The sequence below is a fragment of the Sinorhizobium sp. CB7 genome (assembly GCF_041357635.1).
GTDB lineage: Bacteria > Pseudomonadota > Alphaproteobacteria > Rhizobiales > Rhizobiaceae > Rhizobium.
The window spans coordinates 529,889-544,609 of the sequence record NZ_JAULLL010000002.1 but is presented as its reverse complement, the minus strand read 5'-3'; the positions used below and the strand labels follow the sequence as shown (position 1 = coordinate 544,609).

General features: G+C 61.1%; 12 protein-coding genes. 4 read left to right on the top strand and 8 right to left on the bottom strand.

The features are described 5' to 3' along the window. Window positions 1-54 precede the first annotated feature (54 nt). The 4 genes from AAE029_RS06755 to AAE029_RS06740 form a co-directional block, all read right to left on the bottom strand. On the bottom strand, window positions 55-750 hold the full coding sequence (locus tag AAE029_RS06755) for an HAD family hydrolase (RefSeq protein WP_371072125.1): 696 nt from the start codon (window positions 748-750) through the stop codon (window positions 55-57). A gap of 54 nt (window positions 751-804) precedes the next feature. After that, window positions 805-2,667 (bottom strand): CHASE2 domain-containing protein, encoded by a 1,863-nt coding sequence (locus tag AAE029_RS06750; RefSeq protein WP_371072020.1) that lies wholly within the window; start codon window positions 2,665-2,667, stop codon window positions 805-807. A gap of 6 nt (window positions 2,668-2,673) precedes the next feature. After that, window positions 2,674-3,207, bottom strand: coding sequence for a FecR domain-containing protein (locus tag AAE029_RS06745; protein ID WP_371072019.1), 534 nt, complete (start codon window positions 3,205-3,207; stop codon window positions 2,674-2,676). Between the two features lie 157 nt (window positions 3,208-3,364). Then, window positions 3,365-4,519, bottom strand: coding sequence for a citrate synthase (locus AAE029_RS06740; protein ID WP_371072018.1), 1,155 nt, complete (start codon window positions 4,517-4,519; stop codon window positions 3,365-3,367). 83 nt (window positions 4,520-4,602) lie between these two features. Between AAE029_RS06740 and AAE029_RS06735 the strand changes: the two genes are divergently transcribed. After that, entirely contained in the window at window positions 4,603-5,691 is a 1,089-nt protein-coding gene (locus AAE029_RS06735; RefSeq protein ID WP_371072017.1) for a citrate synthase/methylcitrate synthase, read from the top strand. A gap of 57 nt (window positions 5,692-5,748) precedes the next feature. Here AAE029_RS06735 and AAE029_RS06730 read toward each other — a convergent pair whose 3' ends face one another. The 4 genes from AAE029_RS06730 to AAE029_RS06715 form a co-directional block, all read right to left on the bottom strand. Beyond that, window positions 5,749-7,377 (bottom strand): CTP synthase, encoded by a 1,629-nt coding sequence (locus AAE029_RS06730; RefSeq protein ID WP_371072016.1) that lies wholly within the window; start codon window positions 7,375-7,377, stop codon window positions 5,749-5,751. A 141-nt stretch (window positions 7,378-7,518) separates the two neighbouring features. After that, on the bottom strand, window positions 7,519-8,004 hold the full coding sequence (secG, locus tag AAE029_RS06725; RefSeq protein ID WP_371072015.1) for a preprotein translocase subunit SecG: 486 nt from the start codon (window positions 8,002-8,004) through the stop codon (window positions 7,519-7,521). Window positions 8,005-8,118: 114 nt separating this feature from the next. Further along, window positions 8,119-8,889 (bottom strand): triose-phosphate isomerase, encoded by a 771-nt coding sequence (gene tpiA / locus AAE029_RS06720; RefSeq protein ID WP_371072014.1) that lies wholly within the window; start codon window positions 8,887-8,889, stop codon window positions 8,119-8,121. A 141-nt stretch (window positions 8,890-9,030) separates the two neighbouring features. Continuing rightward, entirely contained in the window at window positions 9,031-9,930 is a 900-nt protein-coding gene (locus tag AAE029_RS06715) for an alpha/beta hydrolase (RefSeq protein ID WP_371072013.1), read from the bottom strand. Between the two features lie 206 nt (window positions 9,931-10,136). Here AAE029_RS06715 and parE point away from each other — a divergent pair, with 206 nt between their 5' ends. From parE to AAE029_RS06700, 3 genes are all read left to right on the top strand, one after another. Continuing rightward, window positions 10,137-12,203, top strand: a complete 2,067-nt coding sequence (gene parE / locus AAE029_RS06710) for a DNA topoisomerase IV subunit B (protein WP_371072012.1) — start codon at window positions 10,137-10,139, stop codon at window positions 12,201-12,203. A gap of 53 nt (window positions 12,204-12,256) precedes the next feature. Next, complete coding sequence (locus AAE029_RS06705; RefSeq protein WP_371072011.1) at window positions 12,257-13,369, top strand: NAD(P)/FAD-dependent oxidoreductase; 1,113 nt, start codon at window positions 12,257-12,259, stop codon at window positions 13,367-13,369. Between the two features lie 151 nt (window positions 13,370-13,520). Further along, entirely contained in the window at window positions 13,521-14,660 is a 1,140-nt protein-coding gene (locus AAE029_RS06700; protein WP_371072010.1) for an esterase-like activity of phytase family protein, read from the top strand. Window positions 14,661-14,721 lie beyond the last annotated feature (61 nt).

The following is a 14,721-nucleotide window of genomic DNA, read 5'->3' as shown; positions in this document are numbered from 1 at the left end:
CAAATGATACGGACAACCTAGCCGGCGCGCATAGATTTTCAGCGGGACTGGAAGCTATTTCCTGACGAGCCGAAGAGAACCGTTGCCATCAGTCCTGGCTTCCAGATACTCATAGGTCGATATGGTGGTGTGTCCGGTTTCGATCGGATGCGTATGGGTTGCCGTCATGACCATAACGTCGGCGCCGGCCCCCTCGCCCGCCAAAATACCGGCTGCCACGTCCTCAAAGACAAGGCAATCCTGCGGCCGGGCGCCGAGCCGCTCCGCACCGAGGATATAACAGGCGGGGTTGGGCTTTCCGACCTTCACGTCTTCGGCCGTCACCAGCGTGCGCGGCAGCGGTATGCCGGCAGCCGCAAGGCGTCGTTTGGCGAGTTCGATTGGCGAGGATGTGACGATCGCCCATTTCGCCGGCGGTAAGGATGCAAGGAAAGCGATAGCGCCCGGCAGCGGCACGATGCCTTCGACATCGGCAATTTCCGCAATCGCGATTTCCTCTGCCTCCCGCTCCGGATCGACGCCGGGCAGACCAAGGCGGCGGATCGTATCCACACCGCGCGCGCCGTGCATGGTCGGCAGGAAAGTTTCCACATCGAGGCCATGACGCCTCGCCCAGGCGCCCCAGACGCGTTCCGCAGCGGCGATGGAGTTGATGATCGTGCCATCCATGTCGAAGAGGAAAGCTGAAAATGCCTTATCGAAAACGGAGGGTGCTGTAACGGACAATGCAAATCCCCATCGGCTGATGATCTCATGCGAGCGGGTAACCCGCCCGTGGCTTTTCTGCAAGAGCGGCTCCCCTTTTTATAAGGCTTGTCGCCAAAGATAGACGGTCATTGAGCCGGAACGTCCGCGGATCTTCGTTTCCAACGGCCCTTGCAGCGTCCCTTGATGATACGGAGCGCTGTCTTGACCGGCCGCCTTCAGCAATTCGTCGCTTATGACCAGTTCGACACCGTTGCGCGCCGCGACCTCCATCAGACGGCTTGCGACGTTGACGGTATCGCCGGTGGCGGTGATCTGCTGATGCCCGGTGCCGCCGAGCCTCGATGCAACCACCGTGCCGAAATGCGCTCCAATCTTAAAGCCGATGCGTGCGGCGGTCGTATCCGGCAGAGCGTCTAGCCAATCCCTGGTGCGGTTGCAAAGGTGGATCGCACAGGCGCAACCTCGAAACGCATCGTCGCGTGCCGGCTGCGGCAGGCCGAAGAGGATCATGGCGCCATCGCCCATGAAGCTCGTAATGATGCCGCCGCAGGCCGTGGCTTCCTCGTCCACCAATGCATAGAAGTCGTTCAGCACCTCGCGGATCGCGGTCGGTCCGACGCTTTCGCTGAGCCCGGTAAAGCCGGAGAGATCGATGAAGACGACGGCAGCATCTTGACGGACGGGCTCGCTGAGAAAACCTGGATTGCGGACAAGCCAATCGCTGAGGCCTGGAGCCTGGACGCGCTGCAGCAACTCGCTCTGCCGGGCGAATTGAGAGGCCCGCCGCCTGTCGAGCCAGAGCTGCGTTGCCCCGAAGAGCACGGCAGGCGGGATCGCCGCCGCCATCGGCAAAGCCGCGCTCAACCAGATGCCGTGTGAAAAGGCGCGGATATTCACTTCCGCCCAGATCACCAATACGAGGACGATCGCCGTCAGGCCAATGGTGCTTCGCCGCCATGCCACCAGACCGACGAGGATCATCGGCAACACGATCGCGATACCGAAGTCCACGAGGCGCACGCTTCGATCGCGTATGATTCCATCATCGGCCATGAGATGGGTGATCGCTGTGGAAATGACCTCGACGCCCGGCAGCACAGGATCGAAGGGTGTTGGAAAGACATCACCTCCACCCGTTACCGTCGCGCCGATGACGACGATGTGGTCCTTGATGGCATCGGCCGGAATCTGCCCGTTGAGAACGCTCGCCGCACTGATCGTCCTGATCGTACCGCGCGGGCCGTAGAAGGTGAGCGGCAGTACATGACCGATATCGGTGCGGATCGGCTTTCCGTCGAGGGTCAGACCGCCTGGTTCTATGCCTGGATCCGTTCCGGCTGCAAGGGACGCGACGCGCAGCGGAAAGGAGGATTCGATCCTGTTCCCGCTCTTGAACAGCATGGGCATGAAGCGCGGTGTTCCCGTCTGGTCGGTCGTGACATTGACGATGCCGACCGCCGCGGCATTGGAAAAGCGTGTCAAGGGCAGAAGGAACGCGCCGGCGTCTGGCACATGCGCGAGCGTTCCGCCGCCATTGCCAGGGACTTCCTGCTCACTTGAGGAAAAGACGGCGGCGGCCGCGATAACGCTTTTTTTCCGCCGCAATGCTTCCGCCAATATCCTGTCGCCTTCCTCATCAGCGCCTGGATCGACCAACAGCACGTCAAGGGCGACAACCTTTGGCTGAAGCGGCGCGATCGCATCGATAATGCGTGCGAGCGTGGCGCGCGGGAGAGGATAGCTGTGTTCTTGCTGGACGACTGCATCATCGATGGCGATGATCGTAACCACATCAGGCGGCGGTTCGCCGCCGAGCAGGATACTACGCAGATCGGTCATCGTGGCTTCGATCCGCTCCAGAAGCCGCATGTCGCCACGAAGATGCATGGCGCCGAGCCCTGCGCCCCAGAGACCCGCCACCACAAGCGCAATCAGGGTCTGGAGGCGCAGTCGCTTCATCGATTCTCACTGACCAAGGCGAGCCAGCAAGGCGGCAACACGCGCAGGCGGCCAGCGGCGCACTGTTAGCGGCGCCGTCCCGGGCTCGACATCCACGCCTTCGCCTGGACCAAGAAAGACGCTGTCGCCTGCGGGTCTTCGCACGGCGACGCGGCCACGCACCACAAGGACGGAGGTTTTGCGGCCTTGAACATCGACCGCCCAGCGCGTGCCGCGCACGGCGGCGATCGCCTGTGGCGTCACGACCTGGAAGCCGCCCTGGCGCCGACCGCTATCAACGTCGACGAGCACGGCCTTGCTTCTGAGCGACATAGCATCGGGCCGGCCATCTCCATTGCGGTCCACGAGATTGTAACGGGCGCCGCCTTCCGCGATCACGGTCAAACCATCCTGGCAGCGCAGAATCTGCCGCGACGTGCCGGCAACGGCTTCAAGCGCGCATCCAGCAGAAGCCGCTTGCCCAGATGCGGTGTCGGCCCAGACAATGCAGGCGATTGCCGCCGCGGATATGCAGCGCAGAAACCCGGTGATCACCGTCATGGAATTCCCCTTCCTGATCATGCACCTTAAACGAAAAGTCGCCCACATCGAGAATGGCCGCATCGAGCATGATTGTCTGGTTGCCATACAAGCATGCTCTAGCACAGCTATCACGATAGCCAAATTCAAATATTTCGCCTGGCGATAATCCCGAAGGCTATTCGTCACGGCTTCCAACCGCCGGTGCACGGCCGACATAACGTGCCCGCGGGCGGATGAGCTCACCGCTTTCCGCTTGCTCCATCGCGTGGGCCAGCCACCCAACGGATCGCGCGAGCGCAAAGATGATGAGGGGTGCATGTTCGGGAAGATTGAATGTAGCGGTCATCGCTGCGAGCGCGAAATCAATATTGACCTTCTCACCGACCATGTCTTCGGCTGCGTTGCGTACCTCCGCGAAGATCGGCGGCAGCGTAAAGCGCGACATGAGTGCCACGGCACGGATGTCTCCGTCCGGATAAAGCCGGTGTCCGACCGCCGATAGCGGAGTTCCCTGGGCAAGACACCGCCGAACGGCCTGCGCCGCGCCGATGGATCGCGCAGTTTCGATCAACGCTTGTACCCCCTGCCACGCTCCGCCGTGAAGCGGCCCGGTAAGCGTCGCAAGGCCGGACAGCACAGCGGCCGAAAGGGTCGCCCCGGTCGAGGCCGTCACACGTGCGGCAAATGTGGAGGCATTGAGTTCGTGGTCGGCAAGAAGCACCAGCGCCGAGCGAATGCAATCGTTGGCTTCCGGGCGGCCCCAGCCTTTGGCAAGGCGCTCATGCAGGGCACACCCGCAGACGGGCGGCGTGAGCGCATCCGCCAGGGTCATGAGCACACTTTCGGCTTCGGGCAGCAAGGCAGATGACGCGCGCCCAAGCGACGGAAGATCCATGTTCGCGCGTCGGGCAAGCGTGACAAAGCCCGCTTCGAGGGAAAGCGCGGCTGGTCGATCTTCCGTCCGATCGGTGATCGAAATGGGAGCATCCCCGCCCCAGAGGAGCGCGGCGATCTCCTCCAGCGTGGCTTCTTCAGCGAGGATGGCGGCATCGCTTCCGCAATAGAACAGGCGCCCGTCGATGATCGTCGAGATCGCCGATGGCAGGACCGGGTCTCCCCATCGAATGGTTTGTGCCGCAACCGCCTCGGCCTTGCGGCGGCCGGCATGGCGGGACGCGAGTCGCTCCACATCTTCGCCGTGATAAAGACTTCGCCGCGAATCGGCAGGGTCCGGTTTCGCGCGGATCCGCCCGCGGCTGACATTGGCGTAGAGCGTTTGCGATTTGGTGCCGAGCAGAGCGAGCGCCTGCTCCGAGGTCAGCCAGGACATGGCAGCTCACATTGATCAATTGCATCAAGATTGACGTCAATGACAATAGGAGTGAACTAGGGATGCAGTAAAGGAGAAAGACGATGAAAAGTGGTTTGGAAGATGTGATTGCGGCCGAAACCCAGCTCTCCGATGTGGACGGTGAAGCCGGTCGCTTGATCATTCGCGGTGTGTCATTGAATAGACTCGTCGGCGAGAGCAGATATGAGGACGTCGCCGCGCTGCTGCTGGATGGTCTTCTCGAACGCAGCCTGAGCGCCGAAGAATTGGCGGCGGAACTCGGCAGGGCGCGCGTCGAGATATTTCTGCATGTGGGCGCAGCCGATGGAGCGCTTTTGGCGCTGCCGCCGGTCGACGCCATGCGTGCCCTGCTTGCGCGCCTTGCCGACGGAGATGACACGGCGACCGCGCTGCGCCTACTGGCGGCACCGGCCGTTTTCCTTCCGGCCGTCCTGCGGCTGCAGCGAGGCGAAAGCCCTGTTGAACCGAATGCCACTCTCGCGCAGACGGCAGATATTTTGCGCATGCTGAACGGCAGCGTTCCCAGTCCGCAACAGACAGCCGCGCTCGACGCCTATCTGGTGACGATCTCCGATCATGGGCTCAACGCCTCGACCTTCGCCGCCCGCGTCATTGCCTCGACGCGCGCCGGCCTTACATCCTCGGTGCTCGCCGCCCTGAGCGCGTTGAAAGGGCCGCTGCACGGTGGGGCGCCTGGTCCGGTGCTCGAAATGCTTGATCGGATCGGCACACCGGAACACGCCCGTTCATGGATTGCCGCTGAGCTCGATCGTGGCGAACGGCTCATGGGCTTCGGCCATCGCATTTATCGTGTCCGTGATCCGCGTGCGGACGCGCTCAAGAACGCGTTGAAGCCACTTGTCGCTGCGGGGCAGGTGGATCGCAAGCGTATCGAGCTCGCCGAGGCTGTCGAAAAGACTGCGTTGGCGCTGCTGAAGGAACGCAAACCCGACCGGCCGCTCGATACCAATGTCGAATTCTATACCGCGCTCCTGCTCGAGGCGCTCGGCTTTCCACGTGACGCCTTCACCGGTCTCTTCGCAATCGGCCGTATGGTCGGATGGATTGCCCATGCACGGGAGCAGGCCCTCGATGGCCGCCTCATCCGGCCACGTTCGCTTTATGTGGGTCCCCTGCCCGAAGCGGCCTGATCGCGTCCTGCAAAGAAAAACCCGGCCGGAGCCGGGTTTTTTTCTATCTTGGCCAAACTATACCAGTCGGCTCTGTTCCAGTGCTGCCTCGATGAAGCTCGAAAACAGCGGATGCGGATCAAGCGGACGGCTTTTCAGCTCCGGGTGATATTGCACGCCGATGAACCAGGGATGGTCGGCATATTCGATCGTCTCCGGCAGTACTCCATCCGGCGACATGCCCGAAAAGACAAGACCGCAATTCTCAAGCCGGTCCTTGTAATCGATATTGACTTCGTAGCGGTGGCGGTGGCGCTCGGAAATATCGGCGGTACCGTAGATTTCCGAGATCTTCGTGCCTTTCTTGAGCGCCGCCCGGTAGGCTCCAAGACGCATCGTACCGCCGAGATCGCCCGTTGCCGTGCGCTTCTGCAACTCGTTGCCCTTCAGCCATTCGGTCATCAGACCGACGACCGGTTCCTTGGTCGGACCGAACTCGGTCGAGGATGCGTTCTTGACACCCGCGAGGCTACGGGCCGCTTCGATGACAGCCATCTGCATGCCGAAGCAAATACCGAAATAGGGAACCTTGCGCTCGCGGGCAAAACGGGCGGCCAGGATCTTGCCTTCCGAGCCCCGCTCGCCAAACCCGCCCGGTACGAGGATACCATGGACTTTTTCGAGATAGGGTGCCGGCTCCTCTTTCTCGAAGACTTCCGACTCGATCCACTCGAGATTCACTTTGACACGGTTGGCAATGCCGCCATGATGCAGAGCTTCGATCAGCGACTTATAGGCATCCTTGAGGCCGGTATACTTGCCGACGATCGCGATCGTCACCTCGCCTTCCGGCGTACGAATACGATTGCAAACGTCTTCCCAGGCTTCCAGCCGTGGCTTCGGCGCCGGCTCGATGCCGAAGGCGGCCAGGACTTCATTGTCCAGGCCTTCCTTGTGATAGGCCATCGGCACGTCGTAGATATTGGCGACATCGAGGGCCTGGATGACCGCGGACGGGCGAACGTTGCAGAACAGCGAGAGCTTGCGGCGTTCCGCTTCCGGAATTTCGCGATCGGCACGCACGAGCAAGATATCGGGATGAATGCCGAGTGCCTGCAGTTCCTTGACCGAGTGCTGCGTCGGCTTGGTCTTGAGTTCGCCTGCCGCCGGAATATAGGGCATCAGCGTCAGGTGCAGGTATATCGCTGAGTTGCGAGGCAGATCGTTGCCGAGCTGGCGTATCGCCTCGAGGAAGGGCATCGCCTCGATATCGCCGACCGTGCCTCCGATCTCGCAGATGACGAAGTCGTAGTCGTCATTGCCCTCGGTGACGAAGTCCTTGATCTCGTTGGTGACGTGCGGAATGACCTGAACGGTGGCGCCGAGATAGTCGCCCCGGCGTTCCTTGTCGATGATGTTCTTATAGATGCGGCCGGTGGTTATGTTGTCGGTCTTGGTCGCCGAGCGTCCGGTGAACCGCTCGTAGTGACCGAGATCGAGGTCTGTTTCGGCTCCGTCGTCCGTGACGAAGACCTCGCCGTGCTGGGTCGGGCTCATTGTGCCCGGATCCACGTTCAGATAGGGGTCGAGCTTGCGAAGCCGCACCCGATAGCCACGGGCCTGCAGCAACGCTCCGAGAGCCGCGGCCGCAATTCCCTTGCCGAGAGAGGAAACCACGCCGCCAGTGATGAATACGTATCGCGCCATGGGAGTCACCGGATACCTTTTCAAAAATGATTCCACCAGCCCAAAAATTCTTTTCCAGAATTTTTGGGCAGATGGCGGAATCTTGGACAAAAGAAAACCGGCAGGTCCGAGGACCTGCCGGGATGATGTCTGAAGTCCGGCTTATTGACCCGTCGGTACGCCGGAATTGCCTGGAGCCGGAGCAGCCGGCGCGGTAGCCGCCGGTGCCTGCGGTGCTGGCGCTGTCTGCGTCGCTGGTGCCTGCGGAGCAGCAGGAGCTGCCGGTGCCGCGGCGCCGCCGTTCGGAACGCCGTTACTCGGCGCCGGTGCCGGCTGCTGCGTACCGTTCGAGCCGCCGAGCGAATCGAGGATGCCGTTGCCCTGGCCGCTGGTCGCGGGAATACGGTCAAGGATATCCGTCGGGCGGCCTTCGTAACGCGACAGGATGTTCATTCCCAACGCCAGCACGAAGAACAACGTCGCGAGGATGGCGGTGGTGCGCGTCAGCGCATTGGCCGTCCCGCGCGCCGACATGAAGCCGGAACCGCCCCCAATGCCGAGGCCGCCGCCTTCGGAGCGCTGAACCAGCACGACGCCGATCAGGGCGATGACAACCATGAGATAGATGACAAGCAATACGGTCTGCATGAGTCCAGTCCTGCCCGCCGTAGCGGGCATAAAGAAGATAAGCTGGCGGCTCTTTACATGAGGCTATCGCCTATTCCAAGTCCTTTCGACTTTGAACCGCGAACCGATATGCATTTACGCCAGGAGTTGCTCGTAAACCCGGTAGATGGCGAGGAAGTCGGCGGCTTTCAAGCTCGCTCCGCCAATCAGTGCGCCGTCAACATTGGCAACCCCCATCAACTCCATGGCATTATCCGGCTTGACCGAGCCGCCATAGAGGATGCGCATCTTCCTTCCTTCGTCGCCGAAGCGGCTGATCAGTTCTGAGCGCATCATGGAATGCGCCTTCTCGACGTCCTCGCGCGTCGGCGTAATGCCGGTACCGATCGCCCAGATCGGCTCATAAGCGATGACGGTGTTCGCAGCGGTGGCATTGTCGGGAACGGAGGCTGCAAGCTGGCGTCGGATGACTTCCAATTTCTGACCGGCCCGGTATTCGTCCGCTGTTTCACCGATGCAGATGATCGCCGTCAATTCAGCAGCGAATGCAGCTGCGGCTTTGGCCCGGACGAGATGGTCCGTTTCGGCATGGTCGGTCCTTCGTTCGGAATGGCCGACAATGACATACGTTCCGAAGCAGTCGGCGATCATTTCAGCGGAGATGTCGCCAGTATGTGGTCCGCAGGGCTTCTGATGGCAGTCCTGGGCTCCGATCGCAAGCGGGCTGTCGTCGCAAAGGGCGGTCGCCACATAGAGCAGTGTTGCCGGCGGGCAGATCAGCGCCTCGACCTTTTGGGAAAGTGGCGTCTTTACACCCTCGGCAATCGCTTTGATCTGATCCAGCGAGGCGCGGGTGCCGTTCATCTTCCAATTTCCCGCGATCAGCGGGCGCACGTCTGGCGTCATTCGGACCTTCCGATCTTGTTGCTGCTGTCGCCTTAGCAAAACCATGCCGCAAAGGGAAGCTTATATGCCTGACGTGGGAGAATCTCGGCCAGAATGGCCCCGCCGTTCCGGAAACGGCATGTCCGCAAAGGCAAAATACGTCTATGACGCCAGGATCCAGTTCAAGACCTTGCGCCAGTCGGTCATGCGTATCGGTGTTCCATGATTGCCGGTTGCAAACAATGTAAAGCGGGTCGGATAACCGCCCTTGTAGAGCTTTTCGAAGAAGGCTTCCTGATCCGCTGCGGCATAGACCGGATCAAGGCTGCCATGCACGAACCACAGGGGGAGTTTTGCCTTGTAGAAAGGGCTTTTCCTGAAGTCCGGATCAGCGGTGCCGCTCATGACGAGCATGCCCTTCAGCCGCTTGACGCTTTCTGCGTCGCGGGTAATCCCCCAGCAGATGAAGGTGCCCATCGAGGCGCAGGAAAGGACGACCGGCCGGCCTTGCGACTGGTTGCTGGCATATCGGATCAGCGCGGCGATGCTGGCGACCCCGTCGCTGTCGAAAGTCTTGATAGTCGGTGAGTAGTAGGTCCCGCCATTCTGAACGACCAGATTCTTCAGCCGGTTGAAATTGCCGCCAAAGGTATAATCGTTGGCCCCGAGCCGCCGGTCGCCGTTTCGGCCATGGATGAAGATGACGGTGAAAGCGGCATTTTGCGCCGGCCCGGCTCGGACGACGTCCAGCCGCCGGTCACCCAGCATCAAGGACTCCTCGTCCTGTTGTCGGCGAATGCCCAGAGAAATATAAGCCTGCCTCACGCGCCGTTCCGGAACCTGGTCGCGGCCATTGATGTCGCGCATTTCCTGATAATCAATCGTTTCGAAGGCGCCATTGTCACGGCTTTCGAGTACGGTCTGGCGGGAAAACAGGTCGTCCTTGAATGGCTTCAATACTTCAGCCGAAGCGCCGCCAGTGGGGGCGAGCGAGAAAATAGCCGCAATTGCAGTGATTATGACGAAATGAATTGTGGACATCGGTCTGCCGATCGTTTCCATGAGGCGCTCATGCCTTGCCATCGGCGGGTCGGCAACGCAAACCACTTTGGACAAATCCCGCCGGACTGGCGGGAATCGCGTCTTGCCGCGCGTTCTGGCAGAATCTATGTGATTCGCAAGCGTGACGGCAAATACGGTGATTTTGGGGTCTGTCTTCCGACAACCGGTCGATAACCCTGGTGATGGATCAAGATCTGAATAGTTCCATGGACGAAAGCAAAGACCTCTTTTCTGGACTGCCTCTTTCCCAGAAGCAGGAAGCGGCGGAAAAATCCACGGCTGCGCCGGCGCGCGCTGCGGCCGCCGCCCCTGCCCCGCGCGCGGCGCCGGTTTCCGCGGCTGCCGACACCTACGACGCTTCGGCGATCCGCGTGCTTGAAGGACTTGAGCCTGTGCGCATGCGCCCGGGCATGTATATCGGCGGAACCGACGAGAAGGCGCTGCACCATCTATTCGCCGAAGTCATCGACAACTCGATGGACGAGGCTGTCGCCGGGCATGCAGACTTCATCGAGGTGCATCTCGATCTGCAGGGCTACCTGACCGTCACTGACAATGGTCGTGGCATACCCGTCGAAAACCACCCGCAGGTCCCCGGCAAGTCCACGCTCGAAGTGATCATGACCAAGCTGCATGCCGGCGGCAAGTTCGACGGCAAGGCCTATGAGACCTCCGGCGGCCTGCATGGCGTCGGCGTCTCGGTCGTCAATGCGCTTTCCGATTATCTGGAGGTCGAGGTCGCGCGTAACCGCAAGCTCTACCGTCAGCGCTTTTCCCGCGGCATCCCGCAGGGAGGGCTGGAAGAGCTCGGCGACGTGCACAACCGTCGCGGCACAAAGGTTCGCTTCCATCCCGACGCGCAGATCTTCGGCGAGCATGCGAAATTCGATCCGGCCCGTGTCTTCCGCATGGCCAGATCCAAGGCCTATCTTTTCGGCGGCGTCGAAATTCGTTGGAGCTGCGACCCCGGCGTACTGCCCTCCGGCTCCGAGGTGCCGGAAAAAGCGGTCTTCCACTTCCCCGGTGGCCTGAAGGATTATCTGCAGGCCACGATGGGCAAGGAATTCACCGTCACGCGCGAAATCTTCGCCGGTAAATCTGAAAAGGCGAGCGGCCATGGGTCGCTCGAATGGGCGATTACCTGGTATGGCGGCGATCCGCAGGTGCATTCCTATTGCAACACTATTCCAACCGCCGAGGGCGGTACGCACGAGGCCGGTTTGCGCCTGGCGCTGACCAAGGGTCTGAAGAATTATGCCGAACTCACGCAAAACAAGCGCGCCGCCGCCATCACCACCGATGACGTGATGATCTCCGCCGTCGGCATGCTGTCCATTTTCATCCGGGAACCGGAATTTGTTGGGCAGACGAAGGACAGGCTCGCGACCGTCGAAGCCCAGCGCATCGTCGAGAATGCGCTCCGTGATCCTTTCGATCATTACCTCACCGACAACCCGGCGGAGGCCGAGAAGCTTCTGGACTGGGTGATCGAGCGTGCCGAGGAACGGTTGCGCCGCCGCAAGGAGAAGGAAGTCAACCGCAAGACGGCGGTACGCAAGCTGCGCTTGCCCGGCAAGCTCGCCGACTGCGCTCAGAATACCGCCGAGGGGGCAGAACTCTTCATCGTCGAAGGGGATTCGGCAGGCGGCTCTGCCAAACAGGCCCGCAACCGCGCCAATCAGGCGATCCTGCCACTGCGCGGCAAGATCCTGAACGTCGCGAGTGCCGGGCGCGAAAAACTGTCAGCCAACCAGCAGATCGCCGATCTCATCCAGGCACTCGGCTGCGGCACGCGCTCGAAATACCGCGAGGAAGACCTGCGCTACGAGCGCGTCATCGTCATGACCGATGCCGACGTCGACGGCGCGCATATCGCCTCGCTGCTCATAACGTTCTTCTATCAGGAGATGCCGGAGATGGTGCGTGGTGGCCACCTGTTCCTGGCGGTGCCCCCGCTCTACAAGATCACCCAGGGCTCCAAATCGGTCTATGCGCGTGACGACGCGCACCGTCAGGAATTGATGGAGACGGAATTCAAGGGCAAGGGCAAGATCGAGATCAGCCGCTTCAAGGGGTTGGGTGAGATGCTTCCCGCACAGCTCAAGGAAACCACCATGGATCCGACGAAGCGCACGCTGCTGCGCGTGCTGATAGACGAGGTGGATTTCGAGGGCACGCGCGAAGCCGTCGACAATCTCATGGGCACCAAGGCGGATGCCCGCTTCCGCTTCATCCAGGAGCGGGCGGCGTTTGCAGAAAACCTCGATATATGATGCAGTGACGACGTCGGCGCCGCCGGATAGCGGTTCGCGGGAGGAGTGGGCATATGACCGATTTTCGTGTGGACGCGATCGTCGTCGGTGCTGGCGTGATCGGTCTCGCCGTTGCTCGTCGCCTTTCCTCTGTCGGTCTCGAAACGCTGGTTCTCGAAAAGGGTCCGGCGATCGGCATGGAAACCTCCTCACGCAATTCTGAGGTCATCCATGCTGGCCTCTACTATCCGAAGGGCTCGATCAAGGCTCGCGCCTGTGTTGCCGGACGCGAGATGCTTTACCGCTACTGCGATGAGCATGGCATCACCGCCAGGAATTGCGGAAAGCTGATGTTGGCAAGTTCGGCGGGGCAATTGCCTGGACTGCACGCGATCTGGGATGCCGCCACCGCAAACGGCGTCGCGGAACTCACCTGGATTAGCCCTGAAGAGGTGGGCGAGATCGAGCCGGAAATTCGCTGCGTCGGCGCATTCATGTCCCAGAGAACCGGCATCATCGACAGCCATGCCTATATGCAGGCGCTGCAGGCCGACATCGAGGCGGCTGGTGGCGCAGTCGTCTTTCACACGCCTGTCTTGAAGCTTATGCCCGAGCGTGCTTCCATCCGGATCTTCACCGGCGGAGACGAGCCGGCGGAAATCGGCGCGGATCTTGTTGTCAATGCCGCCGGTCATGGCGCCCCACGTCTTGCGGCATCGACCGAAGGCATTCCAGAAACTGCGATACCTCGGCAATGGTACGCGAAGGGGAATTATTTTTCGCTTGCCGGGCGCCAGCCCTTTTCGCGCCTGATCTATCCTCTGCCGGAGGTCGCCGGATTGGGCGTTCATGCGACGATCGACCTGCAGGGCCGCTGCCGCTTCGGTCCCGATGTCGAATGGGTGGACAGCGACACGGACCTGGCTGTCGATCCGGCCCGGGAAGCACAATTTTATCGGGCCATCCGAGCGTACTGGCCGGGTTTGCCCGACGGTGCGCTCCAGCCGGATTACGCCGGCATCCGTCCCAAGATTCATGGTCCGAATATGCCGGCACCTGACTTCCGCATCGACGGACCGCAGGAGCACGGGATATCCGGTCTCGTCAACCTCTTTGGCATCGAAAGTCCGGGATTGACCGCCTCACTGGCGCTTGCCGACATGGTAGCGGAAAAGCTGGGACGCTAACCGCACCGCCGGGCCGTCACTTGAATTTCATCAAAGTGACGGAGAAGCTTCAAATAAATGTCAAGGAGCGGGAGCACAGGTGTAGCCTGCCCGAAGCCCATCGGCCGATCGCTATCGTTTTTCTATAAGCCCTTTCAGGAACGGATTTGCCATGAAGACCCGCATTCTTGCCTCCACCATGCTGATCTCCACCCTTATGGCCACAAGCGGAGCTGTAGCTACGGATATCGGTTCGACCATCGATACCCCCTGCCCCTTCGGTGATTGCAAAGCCGGCATCGCGCTTTCCTATCTCGGCGAATTCAAAATTCCGACCGGCCAAATGGAAAACGGCGTCGAATTCGGAGGAATTTCCGGTCTCGATTTCGATGCTGCAAGCGGCCATTACATCGCCATCAGCGACGATCGCTCCGAAAAAGCGCCTGCCCGTTTCTATGAGCTGGATATCGACGTCAGCGCGGCCGGCCTCAAGGGCGTGTCGGTGCTGAAGACGGTGACGCTCAAGGACAAGAACGGCGAAGCCTTTGCGGCAAAGACCGTTGATCCGGAATCGGTTCGCGTTGGCAAGGACGGAATTTACTGGAGCAGCGAAGGTGATGGAAAGGCGCTTCTCCCGCCTTTCGTGCGTGTTGCGGCGACTGATGGCGCGTTCGTGCGCGAATTCAAGCTGCCGGAAGGCTTTGCTCCGACAGCGGACAAAAGCACCGGCATCCGCGATAATCTCGCCTTTGAGGACATGACTTTCCTGCCGTCGGGCGACCTACTCGTCGGGCTTGAATCCGCACTTTACCAGGATGGTCCGGCGACGACACTGACGGCCGGCAGCCTCTCGCGCATCATCCGCTACGATGTGGTAAGCGGCGAGCCCAAAGCGCAATATGCTTATCCGGTCTCTCCCATTCCGCAGGCTGCCGTGAAACCGGACGGCGCAAACGACTACGGTCTGTCGGAGATGCTGGCTCTCGACGACCGCCACGTCCTCATGGTCGAGCGCGGCTACGCGCAGGGTTTCGGCAACAGCGTCCGGGTGATGATGATGGACATCGGTGATGCGACCGATGTTTCCGGCGTCGCCTCGCTCGCCAAGCCGGAGGGGCGGATCGTCCCGGCGCGCAAGAGCCAGATCCTGGATCTGCGCGCGCTCGGCCTTGCTCCCGACAACATCGAGGCCATGGCCATCGGCAAGGCCAAGGACGGCACGGACGTCCTGATCCTGGCGGCTGACAACAATTTCAACCCCTCGCAGACGAGCCAGTTTTTCGCCTTCAAGATTCTCCGGCGCCCGCAATGACAAGGTCCCCGCAGCCGGAATTTATCCGGGGGTGACATTGGCCGTCGATGGCGACGGTTTA